20 protein-coding genes, 3 tRNA genes and 1 riboswitch are annotated in these 20,481 nt (G+C 41.1%); of the genes, 16 read left to right on the forward strand and 7 right to left on the reverse strand.

Features of this window, described 5'->3' with window-relative positions; translation table 11 throughout:
* Window position 1: 1 nt before the first annotated feature.
* Genes aroE through lptD form a run of 3 tightly spaced genes read left to right on the forward strand, consistent with a single transcriptional unit; the run spans window position 2 to window position 3,763 of the window.
* Window positions 2–820, forward strand: coding sequence for a shikimate dehydrogenase (gene aroE / locus DPV95_RS07665; RefSeq protein ID WP_049366631.1), 819 nt, complete (start codon window positions 2–4; stop codon window positions 818–820).
* Window positions 817–1,374, forward strand: a complete 558-nt coding sequence (locus DPV95_RS07670) for a DNA-3-methyladenine glycosylase I (protein ID WP_049366630.1) — start codon at window positions 817–819, stop codon at window positions 1,372–1,374. Before aroE ends, DPV95_RS07670 begins: the two co-directional genes overlap by 4 nt.
* A 46-nt stretch (window positions 1,375–1,420) precedes the next feature.
* Window positions 1,421–3,763: an LPS assembly protein LptD gene (gene lptD / locus DPV95_RS07675; protein ID WP_049366629.1), complete on the forward strand. Its 2,343-nt coding sequence runs from the start codon at window positions 1,421–1,423 to the stop codon at window positions 3,761–3,763.
* Between the two features lie 84 nt (window positions 3,764–3,847).
* Here the strand turns inward: lptD and xerC are convergent, their stop codons facing one another.
* Window positions 3,848–4,735 carry a tyrosine recombinase XerC gene (gene xerC / locus DPV95_RS07680; protein ID WP_049366628.1) on the reverse strand — a complete coding sequence of 296 codons (888 nt, stop codon included), beginning with the start codon at window positions 4,733–4,735 and terminating at the stop codon, window positions 3,848–3,850.
* The gene (locus DPV95_RS07685) at window positions 4,735–5,169 is read right to left on the reverse strand and encodes a GNAT family N-acetyltransferase (RefSeq protein ID WP_049366627.1); all 435 of its coding nucleotides are present in this window, start codon (window positions 5,167–5,169) and stop codon (window positions 4,735–4,737) included. The genes xerC and DPV95_RS07685 overlap by 1 nt, the downstream gene beginning before the upstream one ends.
* 199 nt (window positions 5,170–5,368) lie before the next feature.
* Here DPV95_RS07685 and tpiA point away from each other — a divergent pair, with 199 nt between their 5' ends.
* On the forward strand, window positions 5,369–6,160 hold the full coding sequence (gene tpiA, locus DPV95_RS07690; protein ID WP_005694828.1) for a triose-phosphate isomerase: 792 nt from the start codon (window positions 5,369–5,371) through the stop codon (window positions 6,158–6,160).
* A gap of 63 nt (window positions 6,161–6,223) precedes the next feature.
* Here the strand turns inward: tpiA and DPV95_RS07695 are convergent, their stop codons facing one another.
* Window positions 6,224–6,982, reverse strand: coding sequence for a glycosyltransferase family 2 protein (locus DPV95_RS07695; protein ID WP_049366626.1), 759 nt, complete (start codon window positions 6,980–6,982; stop codon window positions 6,224–6,226).
* 61 nt (window positions 6,983–7,043) lie between these two features.
* Here DPV95_RS07695 and waaA point away from each other — a divergent pair, with 61 nt between their 5' ends.
* From waaA to DPV95_RS07730, 7 genes are all read left to right on the forward strand, one after another.
* Entirely contained in the window at window positions 7,044–8,339 is a 1,296-nt protein-coding gene (gene waaA, locus DPV95_RS07700; RefSeq protein WP_111406898.1) for a lipid IV(A) 3-deoxy-D-manno-octulosonic acid transferase, read from the forward strand.
* Window positions 8,336–8,812 carry a pantetheine-phosphate adenylyltransferase gene (gene coaD / locus DPV95_RS07705; RefSeq protein WP_049384653.1) on the forward strand — a complete coding sequence of 159 codons (477 nt, stop codon included), beginning with the start codon at window positions 8,336–8,338 and terminating at the stop codon, window positions 8,810–8,812. The genes waaA and coaD overlap by 4 nt, the downstream gene beginning before the upstream one ends.
* Window positions 8,809–9,021 carry a lipoprotein gene (locus tag DPV95_RS07710; RefSeq protein ID WP_005694824.1) on the forward strand — a complete coding sequence of 71 codons (213 nt, stop codon included), beginning with the start codon at window positions 8,809–8,811 and terminating at the stop codon, window positions 9,019–9,021. The genes coaD and DPV95_RS07710 overlap by 4 nt, the downstream gene beginning before the upstream one ends.
* Window positions 9,022–9,034: 13 nt before the next feature.
* Complete coding sequence (rep, locus tag DPV95_RS07715; RefSeq protein WP_111406899.1) at window positions 9,035–11,047, forward strand: DNA helicase Rep; 2,013 nt, start codon at window positions 9,035–9,037, stop codon at window positions 11,045–11,047.
* Window positions 11,048–11,201: 154 nt separating this feature from the next.
* Window positions 11,202–11,295, forward strand: a tRNA-Ser gene (locus tag DPV95_RS07720).
* Window positions 11,296–11,318: 23 nt separating this feature from the next.
* Window positions 11,319–11,395: transfer RNA gene (locus DPV95_RS07725), tRNA-Arg, on the forward strand.
* A gap of 53 nt (window positions 11,396–11,448) precedes the next feature.
* Window positions 11,449–11,525: transfer RNA gene (locus DPV95_RS07730), tRNA-Arg, on the forward strand.
* A 53-nt stretch (window positions 11,526–11,578) separates the two neighbouring features.
* Here DPV95_RS07730 and DPV95_RS07735 read toward each other — a convergent pair.
* Both DPV95_RS07735 and nadR read right to left on the reverse strand, forming a co-directional pair.
* Window positions 11,579–12,259 carry a metallophosphoesterase family protein gene (locus tag DPV95_RS07735; RefSeq protein ID WP_049356784.1) on the reverse strand — a complete coding sequence of 227 codons (681 nt, stop codon included), beginning with the start codon at window positions 12,257–12,259 and terminating at the stop codon, window positions 11,579–11,581.
* 1 nt (window position 12,260) lies between these two features.
* Window positions 12,261–13,370, reverse strand: a complete 1,110-nt coding sequence (nadR, locus tag DPV95_RS07740; RefSeq protein ID WP_080351270.1) for a multifunctional transcriptional regulator/nicotinamide-nucleotide adenylyltransferase/ribosylnicotinamide kinase NadR — start codon at window positions 13,368–13,370, stop codon at window positions 12,261–12,263.
* 127 nt (window positions 13,371–13,497) lie between these two features.
* A riboswitch (FMN riboswitch) is annotated at window positions 13,498–13,672 on the forward strand.
* An 88-nt stretch (window positions 13,673–13,760) separates the two neighbouring features.
* Here nadR and ribB point away from each other — a divergent pair.
* Complete coding sequence (ribB, locus tag DPV95_RS07745) at window positions 13,761–14,408, forward strand: 3,4-dihydroxy-2-butanone-4-phosphate synthase (protein ID WP_049356782.1); 648 nt, start codon at window positions 13,761–13,763, stop codon at window positions 14,406–14,408.
* 70 nt (window positions 14,409–14,478) lie between these two features.
* Here ribB and dusA read toward each other — a convergent pair whose 3' ends face one another.
* Together dusA and DPV95_RS07755 are read right to left on the reverse strand one after the other, a co-directional pair.
* Window positions 14,479–15,465, reverse strand: a complete 987-nt coding sequence (gene dusA / locus DPV95_RS07750) for a tRNA dihydrouridine(20/20a) synthase DusA (protein WP_049356780.1) — start codon at window positions 15,463–15,465, stop codon at window positions 14,479–14,481.
* A 3-nt stretch (window positions 15,466–15,468) separates the two neighbouring features.
* Entirely contained in the window at window positions 15,469–16,854 is a 1,386-nt protein-coding gene (locus DPV95_RS07755) for a chloride channel protein (protein WP_049366623.1), read from the reverse strand.
* Window positions 16,855–17,112: 258 nt separating this feature from the next.
* On the opposite strand from DPV95_RS07755, the gene rpsL reads away from it, so the two are divergent.
* The 4 genes from rpsL to DPV95_RS07775 all read left to right on the forward strand — a co-directional run.
* Complete coding sequence (gene rpsL / locus DPV95_RS07760; protein WP_005543325.1) at window positions 17,113–17,487, forward strand: 30S ribosomal protein S12; 375 nt, start codon at window positions 17,113–17,115, stop codon at window positions 17,485–17,487.
* Window positions 17,488–17,633: 146 nt separating this feature from the next.
* The gene (gene rpsG, locus DPV95_RS07765) at window positions 17,634–18,104 is read left to right on the forward strand and encodes a 30S ribosomal protein S7 (RefSeq protein ID WP_005699184.1); all 471 of its coding nucleotides are present in this window, start codon (window positions 17,634–17,636) and stop codon (window positions 18,102–18,104) included.
* An 84-nt stretch (window positions 18,105–18,188) separates the two neighbouring features.
* Complete coding sequence (fusA, locus tag DPV95_RS07770; protein ID WP_049366622.1) at window positions 18,189–20,291, forward strand: elongation factor G; 2,103 nt, start codon at window positions 18,189–18,191, stop codon at window positions 20,289–20,291.
* 65 nt (window positions 20,292–20,356) lie between these two features.
* The coding region (locus DPV95_RS07775) for a GTP-binding protein (RefSeq protein ID WP_230589789.1) at window positions 20,357–20,481 on the forward strand (125 nt) is incomplete at its 3' end.

The following is a 20,481-nucleotide window of genomic DNA, read 5'->3' on the forward strand; positions in this document are numbered from 1 at the left end:
TATGCAGCACTATGCCGTTTGGGGCAATCCGATTGCCCAAAGTAAATCCCCGTTGATTCATCGCTTATTTGCCAAGCTAACCCAGCAAACGATGGAATATGTTGCCAAATTAGGTGACCTTGAGGATTTTGAGCAGCAATTACAGGCCTTTTTTGCTGCAGGAGCGCAAGGTTGCAATATCACCGCACCATTTAAAGAACGCGCCTATGCGCTCGCTGAAGAACATAGCGAACGGGCGAAACTGGCAGAAGCCTGTAATACACTAAAAAAATTATCTAACGGCAAACTCTATGCGGACAATACCGATGGCATCGGTTTAGTGACGGATTTGCAACGCTTAGATTGGATTCAACCACAACAACGCATTTTAATTTTAGGTGCCGGTGGAGCAACCAAAGGGGTATTACTGCCTTTATTGGAAGCACAACAGCAGATTGTCTTGGCTAACCGCACCCTAGAAAAGGCGCAACAACTGGCAGATAAGTTCAAGCCTTACGGCATAATTGAAGCTGTCGCGATGGATGCAATTCCCGCGCAAACCTATGATTTAGTGATCAATGCAACTTCGGCCGGATTAAGCGGGCATACCGCTGCCGTTGATGGCTCTATCTTATCATTGGCCCGCGCTTGTTATGACATGCAATATGCCAAAGGTAGTGATACGCCTTTTATTGCCTACTGTAAATCCTTAGGTCTGAATAACGTCAGCGATGGCTTTGGTATGCTGGTGGCGCAAGCTGCCCATTCATTCCATTTGTGGCGCGGAGTAATGCCTGATTTTGTTGCTATCTATGAACAACTCAAAAAGGATATGGTATGAGTACAAATACGAGATGCCCTTGGGTAGGCAAACTTCCGATTTACATAGACTATCATGATAAGGAATGGGGCAAGCCACAATTTGACAGCCAAAAACTGTTTGAGAAAATCTGTTTAGAAGGACAACAGGCGGGGCTTTCCTGGATTACTGTATTGAAAAAACGTGAAGCCTATCGGGCTGCATTCCATCAATTTGATCCTGCCAAAATCGCGCAAATGACCGAACAAGATATTGATCGTTGTATGGAAAATGCCGGACTTATCCGTCATCGAGCAAAACTGGAAGCCATTGTGAAAAATGCCAAAGCCTATTTAGCCATGGAAAAGTGCGGTGAAAATTTTAGTGATTTTGTGTGGTCGTTCGTAAATCATCAACCAATTATCAATGATGTACCGGATATTTCTGTGGTATCTACCAGAACTGAAACCTCAAAAGCAATGTCAAAAGCGTTGAAAAAGCGTGGTTTTGTCTTTGTTGGCGAAACGACATGCTACGCCTTTATGCAATCGGTGGGATTAGTCAACGACCATACAAATAACTGTTGTTGTAAATGATGTTCCAGTATAATCCCCCTAATTTCATCTGAATAAGAGCTGAATTATGAATAAAAAATATACCTTAATTTCAATCTCAATTCTGACCGCACTTTATAGCCAACAAAGTTTGGCAGATCTGCATGCTCAATGTTTACTTGGTGTGCCTCATTTTACTGGTGAGGTTATAAAAGGTGATGTTAATAATTTGCCGGTTTATATTGAGGCAGATAAAGCAGAGATTAATCAGCCAACTCAGGCGATTTATCAAGGCAATGTGGATTTGAAACAAGGAAACCGCCATCTGGTTGGAAATTCAGTTGAAGTTAAACAAACTGGTGAAGGTAAACAAGTTCAACGTTGGGCTTATTTACGTGGTAGATTTGATTATAAAGACAACCAAATCAATCTATTAGGTAATGATGCGAGCTTTAATTTAGATAGCAAAAACGGTAACGTAACCGATGCAGACTACCAACTTGTAGGACGTCAAGGCCGCGGTAAAGCACAAGAAATTGAGTTAGGTGATGATTACCGCTTAATGAAAAACGCGACATTTACCTCTTGTTTACCCGACGATAATGCTTGGGCGGTAGATGCCTCTGAGATTCGTCAGCACATCAAAGAAGAATATGCCGAATTTTGGCATGCGCGTTTTAAAGTATTAGGTGTGCCGGTATTCTATACCCCTTATCTGCAATTACCGATTGGTGATCGCCGTCGTTCAGGTTTATTACTGCCAACCGTTGGTCATTCTAGCCGTGATGGTTATTGGTATAAACAACCAATTTATTGGAATATTGCACCAAATTATGATGCGACGATTGCACCAAAATATATGTCACATCGTGGCTGGCAACTAAATGGGGAGTTCCGTTATTTAACACCGGTTGGTGAAGGTAAACTTGCGGGCGAATATTTAGGACGTGATCGCTACGATGAATATACCAGCGATAGCCGTAAGCGTCATTTATTCTATTGGAAACATCATTCTTCTTTTCTTGAAAACTGGCGTTTAAATATCGATTACACAAAAGTGAGCGATAAACGTTATTTCACCGATTTTGATTCTGATTATGGTAGCAGTACTGATGGTTACGCGAACCAATATGCTCGTATTGCTTACTACAAACCAAATTACAACTTTGCAATTTCAGCGCGTCAATTCCAAATTTTTGATGAAGTTTCTGTGGGACCTTACCGTGCAATGCCACAAATTGACTTCAATTATTACAAAAATGATTTGGCGAACGGTTGGGTAGATTTCAAATTATTCTCACAAGCAGTACATTTTGACAATGATAGTACCTTGATGCCGACAGCATGGCGTTTTCATGTTGAGCCAAGTTTGGCGACAGCAATGTCAAATAAATATGGTAGCTTGAATATTGAGACTAAACTTTACGCGACCCATTATAACCAGAAAAAAGGCTCTTCTTCTTCGGCGGAAGATGTACAAAAATCAGTAAATCGTGTATTGCCGCAATTAAAAGTAGATTTGCAAACGGTTTTAGCGAGCAACAAAACCCTATTTGATGGTTATACACAAACGCTTGAACCTCATGTTCAATATTTGTATCGACCGTACAAAGACCAAAGTAATATCGGTTCAAAACGTGTTAATAATTACCTTGGTTTTGGTTATGATTCCGCATTAGTTCAACAAGATTATTATTCTTTGTTCCGCGATCGTCGTTATAGTGGTTTAGACCGTATTTCATCTGCTAACCAGATAACGCTTGGTGGTACAACTCGTCTTTATGATAAAAATGCCGATGAGCGTTTTAATTTCTCAGCAGGGCAAATTTATTATTTAACCGCCTCCAGAATTGATGATAATCCAAGTAATCGTACACCAAAATCCTCTTCTTCTTGGGCGTTGGAGTCTAACTGGAAAATTAGTAATAAATGGAATTGGCGCGGTAGCTACCAATATGATACGTTGCTAGATAAAGCCTCATTGGCGAATAGCAGTTTAGAATTTAATCCGATGAAGAACAATCTGATTCAGTTAAATTATCGTTACGCAAGTAAAGAGTATATCAACCAAAACTTGGGAGCTTCCGCAAACCGTTACCAACAAGATATTAAACAGGTCGGTGTCGTAGCAGCATGGGAAGTCTCGGATAACTGGGCGCTTGTCGGAAAATACTATCAAGATATTGCGTTGAAAAAACCAGTTGAGCAATATGTGGGTGTGCAATATAACTCGTGCTGTTGGTCTGTTGGCGTCGGGGCGAGACGTTATGTGACGAGTCGCCAAAATCAACGTGACGATCAAGTAATTTATGACAACAGTATTGGTGTCACCTTCGAATTACGTGGTTTAGGTGAAAATGACCATCAAAGCGGTATCGAAGATATGCTGAAGAAAGGGAAACTTCCTTATATTCAAGCGTTTAGCTTATAGTAAAATGAAAAAAGGCTACCAAAAGGTAGCCTTTTTGTTCAGAAGTGCGGTTAAAAAAGACGATGAGTTTTGACCGCACTTTGTTTATTTTTTTCGTTTTGCTCGAGGATGGGCTTGATCATACACTTCAGCAAGATGCTGGAAATTTAAATGCGTATAAATTTGTGTGGTGGACAAATTGCTGTGCCCTAAAAGCTCTTGAACGGCACGCAAATCTGAACTCGCTTCCAGCATGTGAGTAGCAAAAGAGTGGCGTAGTTTGTGTGGATTGAGATGGCTGTTTAATCCTTGGCGAATGCCCCAGGTTTCCATTCGTTTTTGAATAGAGCGATGAGTAAGGCGATTTCCCTGTTGGCTCACGAAAAGCGCTTCATCTTTTGGATTAAATAAAGGGCGTACTTTCAACCATTGCTGAATTGCATGAGAAGCATAGCGTCCAAAAGGCACAATACGCTCTTTATTCCCTTTACCAATCACTCTGACTTCGCGTACTCGCGTGTTAATGCTATTGAGGTTTAAGCCTTGCAATTCAGATAAGCGAAGCCCTGAACTATACATTAACTCCATCATGGCACGATCGCGCAAATCAATGGGATCTTTGCTGTCATTTGAAAGCAATTTTTGGACCTGTTCAGCATCAATATTTTTTGGTAAATGTTTGCCTTGTTTCGGCGCTGAAATACCTGTTGCCGGATTCACTTTCATTTGCCCTTGTTGTACAAGATAGCTGAAAAACTGACGAAGAGCAGATAAACGTAATGCCAAGCTCTTTTCTTTTAAACCTTGCTTACGGCTTTCCGCCAAAATAAGGCGAACCACACTTGGATTTACTTGCTGCCAGTGCTGAATACCTTTTTCAGCGAGAATCGCTAAAATCGCATCCAGTTGATGTTGATAATTGGTGAGTGTATGTGGGCTTACTTGGCGTTCAATTCGCAAGTAATCCCAATATTGATTGAGGAGCGTATGCATTAGAGAGTTAATTCAAACAAACTTTTTTTTGTGTTTAGCTTAAATCCTTCGCGTTCTAAAATATTCTGTTGAGCTTGGCTCAATTCCGCCACTAAACGGTTAGATTGTGTATAACGGACAAAGTCTTTCGCTTTAGAAATAAGTGCTGCATAAATATCGGTTTGATGTTTATCTTCTTTGACAAAAATATCAGTTAATTGCCAATAGCGTTGTAGTTGTAAAGAAGATAAGCGAGGGTACAGTTGAACAAAACCAATCGCCTGTGCGTTTTCGTTTACAGCAACAAAAAACATGCTTTCATTAAAACGTATACGATTCGTAAGAAAGGTTAAAGTGCGGTCAGGATTTTCACTCATTCCGTTGGCAAGTCGATAGGCTTCAAAGAGTGGAGCAAGCACTTCTATATTCCATTGTTCGGCTTTGAAAATTTTCATTGTTACCAGACCTATTTTCCGTTTATTTATAAAATTGGTTATTTTTTATCGGTTCCGTACAGTAGATTGTAGCTTTTTAGCACAAAATAATCATCATTTCCCCAAAAAAATTTTCAAAATGTGATTTTGCACAAAGAAATCTGCCTAAAGTTTGGTATAGTAAACACACTTTTTATTTATTCAATATGGAGAAACAAAAATGGCACGTCGTCCTTTAGTAATGGGTAACTGGAAATTAAACGGTTCCAAAGCGTTCACCAAAGAATTAATCGAAGGATTAAAAGCAGAATTACATGATGTAACAGGTTGTGATGTGGCTATTGCCCCACCCGTTATGTATTTAGGTACGGCTGAAGCGGCACTATCTGGTTGTGGTTGCAGCTGTGGCGGTAAAAGTGTGATTCAGTTAGGTGCACAAAACGTAGATATCAATGTGAAAGGTGCATTTACTGGTGATATTTCTAGCGAAATGTTAAAAGATTTTGGTGCAAAATACATCATTATCGGTCACTCTGAGCGTCGTACTTACCACAAAGAAAGCGACGAATTCGTAGCGAAAAAATTTGGTGCATTAAAAGAAGCTGGTTTAGTGCCGGTATTATGTATTGGTGAAACTGAAGCTGAAAACGAAGCAGGTAAAACTGAAGAAGTATGCGCGCGTCAAATTGATGCAGTCATCAATGCATTAGGCGTAGAAGCATTTAATGGTGCCGTGATTGCTTATGAACCGATTTGGGCGATCGGTACGGGCAAATCAGCAACTCCAGCACAAGCACAAGCAGTTCACGCATTTATCCGTGGTCATATTGCAGCAAAATCACAAGCTGTAGCAGATCAAGTGATCATTCAATACGGTGGTTCAGTAAATGATGCTAACGCAGCAGAGTTATTCACTCAACCGGATATCGATGGTGCATTAGTGGGCGGCGCTTCACTTAAAGCGCCTGCGTTTGCAGTAATCGTGAAAGCAGCGGCGGCGGCGAAAAACTAATTTTCTTGTTCTAAAAGAAATAAAAAAAGTGCGGTTAATTTTGACCGCACTTTTTGTTTTTGATTAATGTTGATTACGTTCCCACAAATCAGCATACTTCACAAAGGTGGAGTGGGCTGAAAGTACCGCCAGCAGAAAACCTTGCTTTCCATCTAAGAAGCCGGCTTTTAAAATGTACATTTTGACAAAGCAACCAATAGCATGGCTGACACCTTGCCATAATGTTGCTTTTCTCCCTTTGGCTTGGCGTTGATCAGCCCAAGCCTTGGCATAGCCTGCAGATTTTACTAAATAGTGATGAATGCTTTTATAAGTGAAATGCTCTAGATCTCCAGTTAATTTCTGTACTTTCGTATTTTCAGGATAAACCACTTTTTCATGAACCAGAGAATCATTATATCCCGCATAATTTGTGCGATATAAACGCACCACATAATCGGGGTACCAACCCGAATGACGAATTTCACGCCCAAATACTTCACTCACCCGAGGAATATCATAAACCGTATTTGGTACATCTTGTTGAACCGCTTGTTGAATGGATTCACGAAGTTTCGGTGTGACACGTTCATCGGCATCTAACCACAAAACATAATCACTGGTGACATATTGTTGTGCACGTTGGCGTTGCTTGCCAAAACCCGGCCAATCAGGATGTGAATAAAATTTTGCACCATATTGTTCCGCGATTTCTTGGGTGTTATCAGTACTGCCTGAATCGACAATAATGATTTCATCTACCCAATCTTTTACCGTATCAAGACATTGAGCAAGATCTGCCGCTTCATTTTTGACAATCATGGCAATGCTAATTGTTGGCATATTTTGATCCTTTTTTTGCTATACTAGCCGAAATTTTTGTAAGTATAACCGAATTTATTTTATGTGGCGTTTTTTTTATACCTGCTTGATGTATCTGATTCAGCCTTTTGTCCTGTTCTTCATGTTGCTACGAAGTCTCAAGGCGCCGAATTATCGCAAGCGTTTAGGCGAGCGATATGGCATTTATGCGAATCTTGCCAAGCCTACACAAGACGGGATCGTCATTCATGCTGCATCGGTAGGTGAAGTGATTGCCGCTACACCGCTAGTAAAACGTATTCAGAAGGAATATCCACATTTACCAATCACGTTCACAACGGTTACACCAACAGGCTCTGAACGCGTAAAAGCCGCGTTCGGGGAAAGTGTAACGCATTGTTATTTGCCTTACGATTTACCTTGTGTCATCAATCGTTTTATTGATTTTATTCAACCTAAAGTATTCATTGTCATTGAAACGGAACTTTGGCCAAATTTGATTGATTGTTTGGCTCGTCGAAATATTCCTTTCATTGTGGCGAATGCACGCCTTTCTGCACGTTCAGCCAGACGCTATGGCAAAGTCAAACAACACTTGCAGTATATGCTTTCTCAAATCAGCTTGATTGCGCCACAAGATAGCATCAGCGGAAAACGTTATTTAGAATTAGGTTATGAGAACGATCGTCTGCAATTAACCGGCAATATTAAATATGATCTTGTGGTCAGTGATGAGTTACTCAAAGACATTGCAACACTTCATGAGAGCTGGGCGAAAGATCGTCAGATTTGGATTGCGGCGAGTACCCATGAAGGGGAAGAAGAACTCATTTTACAAGCGCATCATTTGTTACTAAAAAAACATCCGAATTTGCTGTTATTGCTTGTACCTCGTCATCCTGAGCGTTTTAATCCTGTGGCGGATTTAATTGAAAAAGCCAACTTTAACTTTATTCGTCGTTCAACGGGCGAGATTCCTTCAGAAAATACCCAAGTGATTCTGGGTGATACCATGGGTGAGTTGATGTTGATGTATGGTATTTCAGATATTGCATTTGTCGGTGGCAGCTTGGTCAAACATGGAGGACATAATCCGCTCGAGCCTTTGGCGTTTAAATTACCCGTTGTGAGCGGAAAGTATACTTTCAATTTCCCTGAAGTCTTTACTTCGTTACTAGAAGTACAAGGTGTATTGCAAATCAACTCAACAGAAAAAGCATTGGCAGAGATTATTGATAAGTTATTGAATTCAAAAGACGCGCGTCAGCGTTTAGGCAATGCAGGCTATGAGGTGTTAATTGAAAATCGTGGCGCATTACAGCGACTTTTAGATTTGCTTCATCCTTATTTAACGAATATTTCGGAGAACAGTAAATGACAAGCGTAATTTACCCCGGCACGTTTGATCCAATTACCAACGGGCATTTAGATATTATTGCGCGAAGTGCGGTCATTTTCCCAAAAGTTTTTGTCGCGGTGGCGAATAGTCCAAGCAAAAAGCCATTGTTCTCATTGGACGAACGCGTTGAGCTGGTGCGTCAATCGGTCGCTCATTTGTCTAATGTGGAAGTATTTGGATTCTCTGATTTACTGGCGAATGAAATTAAAGCCAAAAAAATTACTGCCATTATTCGTGGCGTGCGCACAACGACGGACTTCGAATATGAATTACAACTGGCTGCGTTAAACCGCTTATTAACCGATGGTGTGGATAGTTTGTTTTTCCCTCCAACAGAAAAATGGGCGTTTGTGTCTTCCACGATTGTACGAGAAATTTACTTGCATCATGGCGATGTGAAAGAACTGGTGCCGGAAGCCGTCTATTTAGCCTTAAAAGCTCGTCGTGAATGAAAAAAACACTTCTGATTTTAACCGCACTTTTAGCGTTAACCGGTTGTGGTACGGTGGTGAAATTAATCGATCCATCAGAAAAATACACACCTTACGCGGGTGCGGCTTATGATTTAGAGATGGCACAAAAATGGGGCTTACCTATTTTAGATTTGCCACTGTCATTTTTATTAGATACCGCATTGTTGCCTTATGCGTGGTCAAATTAATTTGCATTAAGATATGAAACTCAATCCTCAACAACAACAGGCTGTCGAATATGTCAGCGGGCCTTGCTTGGTGCTGGCTGGTGCTGGCTCAGGCAAAACTCGCGTGATCATCAATAAGATTGCTCATTTGATTGAACACTGTGGTTATTTGCCTAAACAGATTGCCGCCGTAACCTTTACCAACAAAGCGGCTCGTGAAATGAAAGAGCGTGTAGCCCATTCCATTGGTAAAGAAAAATCCAAAGGATTGATTGTTTCCACTTTCCATACCTTAGGTTTCGACATTATCAAACGGGAATATAAAGCTTTAGGCTTTAAATCGAATATGACCTTGTTTGATGAGCACGATCAACTTGCCTTACTAAAAGAACTGACGGCAGATGTGCTGCGGGAAGATAAAGACTTACTGCGAGAATTAATTTCCGTTATTTCCAACTGGAAGAATGATTTGGTTTCGCCAAAACAAGCTTATGCCTTAGCGAAAGATGGCAAATATCAAACCTTTGCAAAATGTTATGAGCGTTATGCAGCGCAAATCCGTGCTTATAATGCGTTGGATTTTGATGATTTGATTATGTTGCCGACCTTACTCTTCAAACAGAACGACGAAGTGCGGTCAAAATGGCAGGAGAAAATCTGCTATTTGTTGGTGGATGAATATCAAGATACTAATACTAGCCAATATGAACTCATCAAATTACTCGTTGGTGAGAGAGCTTGTTTTACCGTAGTGGGTGATGACGACCAGTCCATTTATTCTTGGCGAGGTGCTCGACCGCAAAATATGGTGCGCTTACGTGATGATTTTCCGCGTTTGCAAGTCATCAAATTAGAACAAAATTACCGTTCCACTCATCGTATTTTACATTGTGCCAACATTTTAATTGATAACAACGAACACGTGTTCGACAAAAAACTGTTTTCCAACTTGGGTGAAGGTGAAAAACTGCAAGTCATTGAAGCGAAAAATGAAGAACATGAAGCTGAACGAATTGTGGCGGAATTGATCACTCATCGTTTTAGCCGTAAAACCAAATTTAAGGATTATGCGATTTTATATCGCGGTAATCATCAATCTCGTCTATTGGAAAAAGTGCTGATGCAAAACCGCATTCCGTACAAAATTTCTGGCGGGACGTCTTTTTTCTCCCGCGCTGAAATTAAGGATATGATGGCCTACTTGCGTTTAGTGGTAAATCAAGATGATGATGCAGCCTTCTTACGTATAGTGAATACACCAAAACGAGAAATAGGTACTGCAACACTGCAAAAATTAGGTGAGTTGGCACAAGAAAAACATATCAGCTTATTTGAGGCGATTTTTGAGTTTGAACTCATGCAACGAGTCACGCCAAAAGCCTATGATGCGTTGCAAAAATTTGGTCGTTGGATTGTGGAGTTGAATGATCAAAGTTTACGTTCTGATCCTGAAACGGCTGTGCGTTCTTTGCTCTCTTCATTACATTACGAAGAATATTTGTATGAGTATGCCACCAGCCCGAAAGCCGCCGAAATGCAAAGTAAAAACGTGGCAACCTTATTTAGCTGGGTAGAGGATATGCTCAAAGGCGATGACGTGAATGAGCCAATGACTTTAAATCAAGTAGTTACCCGTTTAACCTTGCGCGATATGATGGAACGCGGTGAAGACGATGACGAGAGCGATCAAGTGCAATTAATGACATTGCACGCCTCCAAAGGCTTAGAGTTTCCCCATGTGTATTTAATCGGTATGGAAGAGGGGATTTTGCCTCATCAAACCAGTATTGATGAAGATAATGTAGAGGAAGAACGCCGTCTAGCCTATGTGGGCATTACTCGAGCACAACAAACGCTGACTTTTTCTCTTTGTCGTGAACGGCGTCAGTTTGGCGAGTTGATTCGCCCAGAGCCTAGCCGTTTCTTGGCAGAGTTACCGCAAGATGATGTGCAATGGGAAAAAGATAAGCCCAAATTGACGGTAGAACAGAAGCAACAACAAACTTCTAGTCAGCTCGATCGTTTACGAGCAATTTTAAAAGGCTAGATATGATTAAAGTGCGGTGAGAAATTTATTTGTTTTTTCAACCGCACTTTATTTATGCAAAATGTAGATAAATCAAGCAACCAAAACGGCTTTTACAAAAAATGATTTGACTTATTTTCAAAAAAACGTATTATACCGCCCACAAACCGATTGTGGTGAGATGGCCGAGTAGGCTGAAGGCGCTCCCCTGCTAAGGGAGTATGGGGTCAAAAACTCCATCGAGGGTTCGAATCCCTCTCTCACCGCCATTTGTTTTTAGTTTTATTATTCTGCACCCGTAGCTCAGCTGGATAGAGTACTCGGCTACGAACCGAGCGGTCAGAGGTTCGAATCCTCTCGGGTGCGCCATTTTAAATCGACTCTATCACTTAAAATGGTCACGAAGAATAAAACATCACTACGCACCCGTAGCTCAGCTGGATAGAGTACTCGGCTACGAACCGAGCGGTCAAAGGTTCGAATCCTTTCGGGTGCGCCATCTTCTCTCTTCAAACTTTTCTTTTTATCAAAAACAGTTAACGCTTTATTTAGTTATTTTTCTCGATCATCAATGGTTTTTAACAAATAATTTCCGTGTATGTCTGTGACACTTCTAAAACCGACATTCGTGATTTTATAAGGGAAATTTGTCTTGTACTCGACGTTATCGTGGTGATGGCCATGGAAAACGTGTCTTACCCCTAATTTTTCTGCGAGTTGATTAATCACACGAAATCCCATTGGATGGGGTTTAGGCGCTTCATGGCAAATTAGAATATCGGCTTGTTCATTTTCAATGGCTTCGATATCAGAAGGGAAAATAGACGTGCGATGACGTAATGGTACACCGCCACGCCAAATTTTTTCTTGCGGGCTATATTGGCAATAGTGGATGGGGTCAAAATACATTGGCTTGTTTGGTGGCATCCAGATTTGTCCACGGAATACACCACCTAAGCCTGCAATGCGTTGTCCTTGAATTTCAACAACACGATTATGCAAGTTACGCGATTTCCAATGAGTCCCCCAAATCGCCTCAAATGCGGCGACGGTTTTGCTATCATGATTGCCATGAATAAACCAAATATCACAATATTTTGCGAGGTTATCTAATTCATCAGGCGAAGAAAGCTGCAAGTCGCCTAAAATAATCAGGGCAACGTTGTCGTTTTCTTGCACGAAAGGATAAAGATGTTCATAACTTCCGTGCGGATCGCCTGCGAATAAAATCATTTTATTTCCCGTTGGTCAATGTGCGTTTAGTATGCTGTAAACCTTCAAGTTCTTCATCATTTAACACTTTTTCCACAACAGATTTGACCTGGTTATAACGATCTAAATAACTTGGCGATTCAATTTCAATGTAAGGCACTTTGTATTTATCTAACAATTTCTTCAATAATTGTTGGAATTGTTGACGTTGTTTTTGGCTGCCTAGACTACGTAAGCCATCATCCACCCATTTTGTGTTGTTTTTCAATAAAATGGTGACATCAAATGGGTATTCTTTGATCATAGAATCTAAGAATGGATGTGCCTTTCCTTCGTATTGAATACAAAAAGCTTGTGTGGTAATAAAGTCAGTATCAATAATTGCCACTTTATGAGCATGACGTACCGCATAATCAATATAGCGTTGGTGACCTAGTGCCATTTGTGGATAGTCAGAATATTGCATGGCTTGCTCATCGCCACCTAATTTTTCAAAGACATATTCCCGACCATATTCCCATGCAGAAGTGGTATTAAATACGGCAGCCAGTTTGCTAACTAACACACTTTTACCACTACTTTCACCACCCAAAATGGCAATGGTTTTTGCAAAGAATGGACGGACTTCTTTCGGAATGAATTTCCAATATTGGAAAGGTGTAGTACGAATTTTCGTTGCAGATACATTAAAGAAAGAGCGGTCAGGATCCACTAAAGAAACTTCGAGTCCTAAGTATTTTTCGTATGGCGCTTTGTCTTGTGGCTCACTACTAAATACCATTGTCGGGGTAAATTGTTTTTCTTCAAATAGATTTTTTACCGCGTCACTCCAAGCTTGCCAGCCATTTGGGTAACTTGGAATGCCATCTTCAATTAAGTGATGAATGAAAATTTGATTTTTTTGATATTTAAAGATTTGTTGCATCCAGCGAAGGCGATCTTGTACCGTCGGCATACGTTTCATTTTACTATCATAGAACAGCTTTAAATCGCGTTCGGTATCGCTACAGACAATCACGTGAAGCTCATCCACTTTACTGAATGCTTCATAAATCATATTAATATGGCCGGTGTGAACAGGGTAGAATTTCCCGAAAATTACACCCACTTTTTTATCGTGTTTGTTCGACATAATGTATCCTTCGCTAAATGACCACTGCGAGGTGGCTGAATAGTCCTATTTTATGCAATCTTTGTGCAAATAAAAACATTTTTCATTGAATGATTTTTTACAGCGACATTTTACGTTATACTACGATCTGCATTCTCAGGGCAGGGTGAAATTCCCTACCGGTGGTGACAGCCCACGAGCACTTAAAAATGCGGTCAATTTTGATTGCGTTTTACAAAATTGTTTCGCTTTGTACTTTTAAGGTTAGCAGATTTGGTGAAATTCCAAAGCCGACAGTATAGTCTGGATGAAAGAGAATAAAACGGATTGGGTTCCCACTTCCGTTCTATTTATTTGCATTTCTCAGCCCTGATTCTGGTTAATTTTAACGTAACAACAAAGGAAATTACGATGAATCAGTCAATTTTATCTGCATTTGGTGCGACCGGCGAAGAACGGGTAATTAACGCATTGAATGCATTCAAACAAGGTAATGGTGTATTAGTATTGGATGATGAAGATCGCGAAAATGAAGGCGATTTAATTTTTCCTGCAGAAACCATTACCCCAGAACAAATGGCAAAACTTATTCGTTATGGCAGCGGTATCGTATGTTTATGCATCACCGATGAACAATGCAAACAGCTTGATTTGCCACCGATGGTTGAGCATAACAATAGCGTGAATAAAACCGCATTTACCGTGACGATTGAAGCGGCAGAAGGTGTGTCAACAGGTGTATCAGCACAAGATCGCGTCACCACAATCAAAGCAGCAATTGCAGATCATGCAAAACCGACAGATCTCCACCGTCCTGGACATGTTTTCCCATTACGCGCAGCAGAAGGTGGTGTTTTAGTACGTCGCGGTCATACTGAAGCCTCAGTTGATTTAGCGCGTTTAAGTGGTTTTAAACCGGCGGGTGTCATTTGTGAAATCACGAATGATGATGGCACTATGGCTCGTGCACCAGAAATTATCGAATTTGCGAAAAAATTTGGTTATGTGGTGTTAACAATCGAAGATTTAGTGGCATATCGTCAAAAACATCATTGCTAATTAAATTCTCAGAAAACAAAAGTGCGGTCAGAAAATCTATTAAATTCTGACCGCATTTTGTATTTTAGGCTTAATTGGTTTCCACAAACCTTAATGCTGTTTCAACCACTTCGATGCCCGCGCCTTGCTTAAAGGCATTTTCACTTAAATAGCGTCGCCATTGTCTTGCCCCTTTGCAGTTTTGGAATGCACCGAGCATATGTCGAACGATATGATTTAAATAAACACCTTGGCTCAGTTGTTTTTCAATGTAAGGGAACATGGCTTCCACCGCTTGTCTTGGTGTGACGATATCCGCATTAGCATCAAAAAGCATTTGATCAATATAGCCCAATAACGACGGATTTTGATAGGCCTCACGCCCAACCATTACGCCATCCACAAATTGCAAATGATGTTTCATTTCTTCGATGGTTTTAATGCCGCCATTAATTGCAATGGTCAACTGTGGGAAGTCTTTCTTTAATTGATAAACGCGATCATAATCCAAAGGGGGAATCTCGCGATTCTCTTTTGGGCTTAATCCTGAAAGCCAGGCTTTTCGTGCGTGAACAATAAATTCTTGGCAACCTGCATGATGAACTTTTTTGATAAAGTCGCAGAGAAATTCATAGCTATCCAAATCATCAATGCCAATGCGGGTTTTCATAGTGACAGGAATATTCACGACACGTTGCATTTCAGCAATACATTCTGCTACTAAATCGGCTTTTGCCATCAAACAAGCCCCAAACATACCATTTTGCACGCGATCGGAAGGGCAGCCCACATTCAGATTAATTTCATGATATCCTTTTTCTTCGGCTAATTTGGCGCAATGTTTAAGCTGTGCGGGATCACTTCCACCAAGTTGTAAGGCAACGGGATTTTCTTGCAAATCAAAATCTAAATGATCGTATTTCGCATGAATAATGGCGGGAGCTGTGACCATTTCAGTATAAAGCAACGCATTTTTACTAAATTGACGATGAAAATAGCGACAATGGCGTGTCGTCCAATCTAACATTGGCGCAACGGAAAAGCGTCCACGATAAAAGTGCGGTTGGTTTTCTGACATATATTATTTCTCTTGAATCTCGTTACGGCGCAGATCTTCTGCTTGTTGTTCCTGCATTCGTTGACGGAAACGTCCAGCCGCAAAGTGGTAAAAAGGTTTTGGACTAAATTGGCGCGAAATTATGGAGGCAATGATACTGGAAATCAAGAGCCAAATCAGCACAGGTTGAGCCCCCGTCATTTCCATCACCACTACGCTGGCTGTCACCGGGGATTGTGTTCCACCTGCTAAAAAGGCCGCCATACATAAAATGACGAGGAAGCGTTGATCAACCATGCCGTTGCTGATTTCCCATAACATAGTGCCGATACCAGCACCGGTGGTGAGAGATGGGGTAAAAATCCCACCCGCAATGCCATTCCAATACGTCGTAACCGTTGCGAAGAGTTTTAGTATCCCCACTTCAGGCGAAACGAGTTGTCCTTCTAATGCTCTGGCGACCACATTATAACCCGTTCCATAAGTTTGCCCTTCGCTGTAGGTTCCCATCGCGGCAAGTACTAAACCGAGTAATAAGGCAATGTAAATAGGGTGTTTGCGGATCCAATCACGCCATTTGAGTGGAGACAGTCCCGCTAATCCTTTTGCAAGGAGTCGCCCAAATATACCGCCCAGTACGCCACAAATTACGCCACAAATGGCAAGCCAAAGATATAAATAAGGAATATTGGTCGCACCTTTATAGGCAGGAAAGTAAGGGCTATTGCCTTGAATCGCTACTAAAATAAAACCAGCCGCTAATACACCGAGCAATACGCGTCGCTCCCAGCGTAACATCACGCCTCGACCAAGTTCTTCGATGGCAAAAATTACCCCAGCTAAAGGCGCATTAAATGCGGCGGCAAGACCGCCTGCAGCACCCGTTGCGATAAGTTCATTCGTACTTAAGCCGCGGAAAGCAAAGTTATATTTACGACAGAAATTTCCCCAAGCGAGCATGACTGCAGCACCCGCTTGAACAGAAGGGCCTTCACGGCCAACAGACGCACCGATAACCATTGCAAAGAAAGTAAGTGGAATTTTCCAAATGGTTTGGCGAAATTTAACCAGTTTCGTTTTATAGCCATTGTAAGGAAGATTAATGGAGGCAATCACTTGTGGAATACCGCTGCCGCCAACATAAGGCGTGTATTTAGCGGTAAACCAGGTGAGAAAAGCAAGACCAAGCGGTAAAACGATCCAAACGGTGAGAGGGTATTTGGCTGACCAATAAGCATTAAATTCAAGTCCGATATCGGCTAGCTTGGCAAATCCAAAGGAAAAAAGGGCAACAAATGTCGCACCAATCAGTAAGCATACAAATTCGAGTGTTTTATGAGAGATGCGATGGGTTTGTCGAAGCTTTTTGTGATAAAAATAACGTAAATGAAAAATGAATGAATGTAACATGATGATTGCCAACAAAATAATTCTATTTGAAATTATAAAGCCCTCGTCATAGACAGGCAATTGATTTGGCAAAGTGCGGTCTGTTTTATCTGAATTTTTTGCTAAGTGATCCTTTGCGATCCTATTTCTGTTTAAATATTGACAATGTGGGGTGAAACCATTAAAATTCAGCGTCTATTTCTTCTGTCTATTGGATGGAGAGATAGATTTTGTAACAAACATTCTATTATGAATAACATTTAAACTGGAGCTTTTTTAATGGCAACTATCAACCAGCTAGTACGCAAACCGCGTGTGAAAAAGGTTGTAAAAAGTAACGTTCCTGCATTAGAGGCTTGCCCGCAGAAACGTGGTGTGTGCACTCGTGTATACACAACTACACCTAAAAAACCGAACTCAGCATTACGTAAAGTATGTCGTATTCGTTTAACTAATGGCTTTGAAGTAACTTCTTACATCGGCGGCGAAGGTCACAACCTTCAAGAGCACAGTGTTGTGCTTATCCGTGGTGGTCGTGTTAAAGACTTACCAGGTGTTCGTTACCACACTGTACGCGGTGCATTAGACTGTGCAGGCGTTAAAGATCGTAAACAAGGTCGTTCTAAATACGGCGTTAAACGTCCTAAAGCTTAATGGAACTCCGTTAAGTAAGGCCAAACGTCTAAATTAGTAAAAATTTAAATCAGAAACTCCAGTATCACATTAGCTCACTTTAAAGTGCGGTTAATTTTTATAGAGTTTTGGATATCCTGAAGATTAAATATACGGAGAAATTCGCAATGCCACGTCGTCGTAGTGTTGAACCACGCAAGATTCTTCCAGATCCGAAGTTCGGTTCAGAGTTACTTGCAAAATTTATTAATGTATTAATGGTAGACGGTAAAAAATCCGTTGCTGAAACCATCGTTTACGGTGCGTTAGACAAACTTGCAGAACGCACAGGTAAAGAACCTTTAGAAGCATTTGAAATTGCACTTGAAAACGTTCGCCCAACCGTTGAGGTTAAATCTCGTCGTGTTGGTGGTTCTACTTACCAAGTGCCAGTTGAAGTACGTCCAGTTCGTCGTAACGCATTAGGTATGCGTTGGATCGTTGAAGCTGCACGTAAACGCGGTGATAAATCAATGGCTTTACGTCTTGCAAATGAATTATCTGATGCATCAGATAACAAAGGCGCAGCTGTGAAAAAACGTGAAGACGTTCATCGTATGGCTGAAGCTAACAAAGCATTTGCTCACTTCCGTTGGTAATACGCTTTTAAAATTTAAGGGCTTCATCCTTGATGAAGCCTTACACTTATATAAACAGATATTAAACTTAACAAGGTTATAATAATGGCTCGTACAACCCCTATTGAAAGATATCGTAATATCGGTATTAGTGCGCACATTGATGCTGGTAAAACTACTACCACTGAACGTATCTTATTCTACACTGGTGTAAGTCACAAAATTGGTGAAGTACACGATGGTGCAGCAACAATGGACTGGATGGAACAAGAACAAGAGCGTGGTATTACCATTACCTCTGCGGCAACTACCGCATTCTGGTCTGGTATGTCACAACAGTTCCCACAACACCGTATCAACGTTATCGATACCCCGGGACACGTAGACTTTACTGTTGAAGTAGAACGTTCTATGCGTGTTCTTGATGGTGCGGTAATGGTTTACTGTGCGGTTGGTGGTGTTCAACCTCAGTCTGAAACTGTATGGCGTCAAGCTAACAAATATCAAGTTCCACGTATTGCGTTCGTAAACAAAATGGACCGTACTGGTGCTAACTTCTTACGTGTTGTTGAACAACTTAAAACTCGTTTAGGAGCTAACGCTGTTCCTCTTCAACTTCCAATCGGTGCAGAAGAAAACTTCACTGGTGTTGTTGATTTGATCAAAATGAAAGCGATCAACTGGAACGAAGCAGACCAAGGTATGACCTTTACTTATGAAGATATTCCAGCAGATATGCAAGCAGCTTGTGAAGAATGGCGTCAAAACCTTGTTGATGCAGCAGCTGAAGCAACTGAAGAATTAATGGAAAAATATCTTGGTGGTGAAGAGTTAAGCGAAGAAGAAATCAAAGCAGGTCTTCGTCAACGCGTATTAGCAAACGAAATCATCTTGGTGACTTGTGGTTCTGCATTCAAAAACAAAGGTGTTCAAGCAATGCTTGATGCAGTTGTTGAATACTTACCAGCACCAACTGATATTCCAGCAATCAAAGGTATCAATCCAGATGAAACTGAAGGTGAACGTCACGCAAGCGATGATGAGCCGTTCTCTTCATTAGCATTCAAAATTGCAACTGACCCATTCGTAGGTAACTTGACCTTTTTCCGTGTGTACTCAGGTGTAATTAACTCTGGTGATACAGTATTAAACTCTGTACGTCAAAAACGTGAACGTTTTGGTCGTATCGTACAGATGCACGCTAACAAACGTGAAGAAATTAAAGAAGTTCGTGCGGGCGATATCGCTGCAGCAATCGGATTAAAAGATGTCACTACGGGTGATACATTATGTGCAATCGAAGCACCAATCATCCTTGAGCGTATGGAATTCCCAGAGCCAGTAATCTCTGTAGCAGTAGAACCTAAAACTAAAGCGGACCAAGAAAAAATGGGTCTTGCATTAGGTCGTCTTGCTCAAGAAGACCCTTCATTCCGTGTTCACACTGATGAAGAATCTGGTGAAACCATTATTTCTGGTATGGGTGAGTTACACTTAGACATCATCGTTGACCGTATGAAACGTGAGTTCAAAGTGGAAGCTAATATCGGTAAGCCACAAGTATCTTATCGTGAAACCATCCGCACTCGTGTTAACGATGTAGAAGGTAAACACGCAAAACAATCAGGTGGTCGCGGTCAATATGGTCACGTTGTTATTGACTTATACCCATTAGATCCAGAAGGTCCTGGTTACGAATTTGTAAACGAAATCAAAGGTGGTGTAATCCCTGGTGAATATATCCCTGCAGTTGATAAAGGTATCCAAGAACAGCTTAAATCTGGTCCATTAGCGGGTTATCCGGTAGTAGATATTGGTGTACGTTTACACTTCGGTTCATACCATGATGTTGACTCATCAGAATTAGCGTTTAAATTAGCGGCTTCTTTAGCATTTAAAGCAGCGTTCGCTAAAGCAAACCCAGTTCTACTTGAGCCAATCATGAAAGTTGAAGTAGAAACTCCACCTGAGTATGTGGGTGATGTAATCGGTGACTTAAGCCGTCGCCGTGCTATGGTTAACGGTCAAGAAGCGAACGAATTCGTTGTTAAAATCGATGCAGAAGTTCCACTTTCTGAAATGTTCGGTTATGCAACAGACTTACGTTCACAAACTCAAGGTCGTGCATCATACTCAATGGAACCGTTAAAATATGCTGAAGCGCCAACAAGTGTTGCTGCTGCAGTAATTGAAGCGCGTAAAAAATAATTTTTTGTAACAATCCGCTCTATAAGTCGAATGGCTTATAGAGCATTTTCTAGGAAACTAAACAAATGTCTAAAGAAAAATTTGAACGTACAAAACCGCACGTAAACGTGGGTACAATCGGCCACGTTGACCACGGTAAAACAACTTTAACAGCAGCAATCACAACCGTATTAGCAAAACACTACGGTGG

The sequence above is a fragment of the Haemophilus parainfluenzae genome, from assembly GCF_003252755.1.
In the GTDB taxonomy this organism is placed as follows: domain Bacteria; phylum Pseudomonadota; class Gammaproteobacteria; order Enterobacterales; family Pasteurellaceae; genus Haemophilus_D; species Haemophilus_D parainfluenzae_N.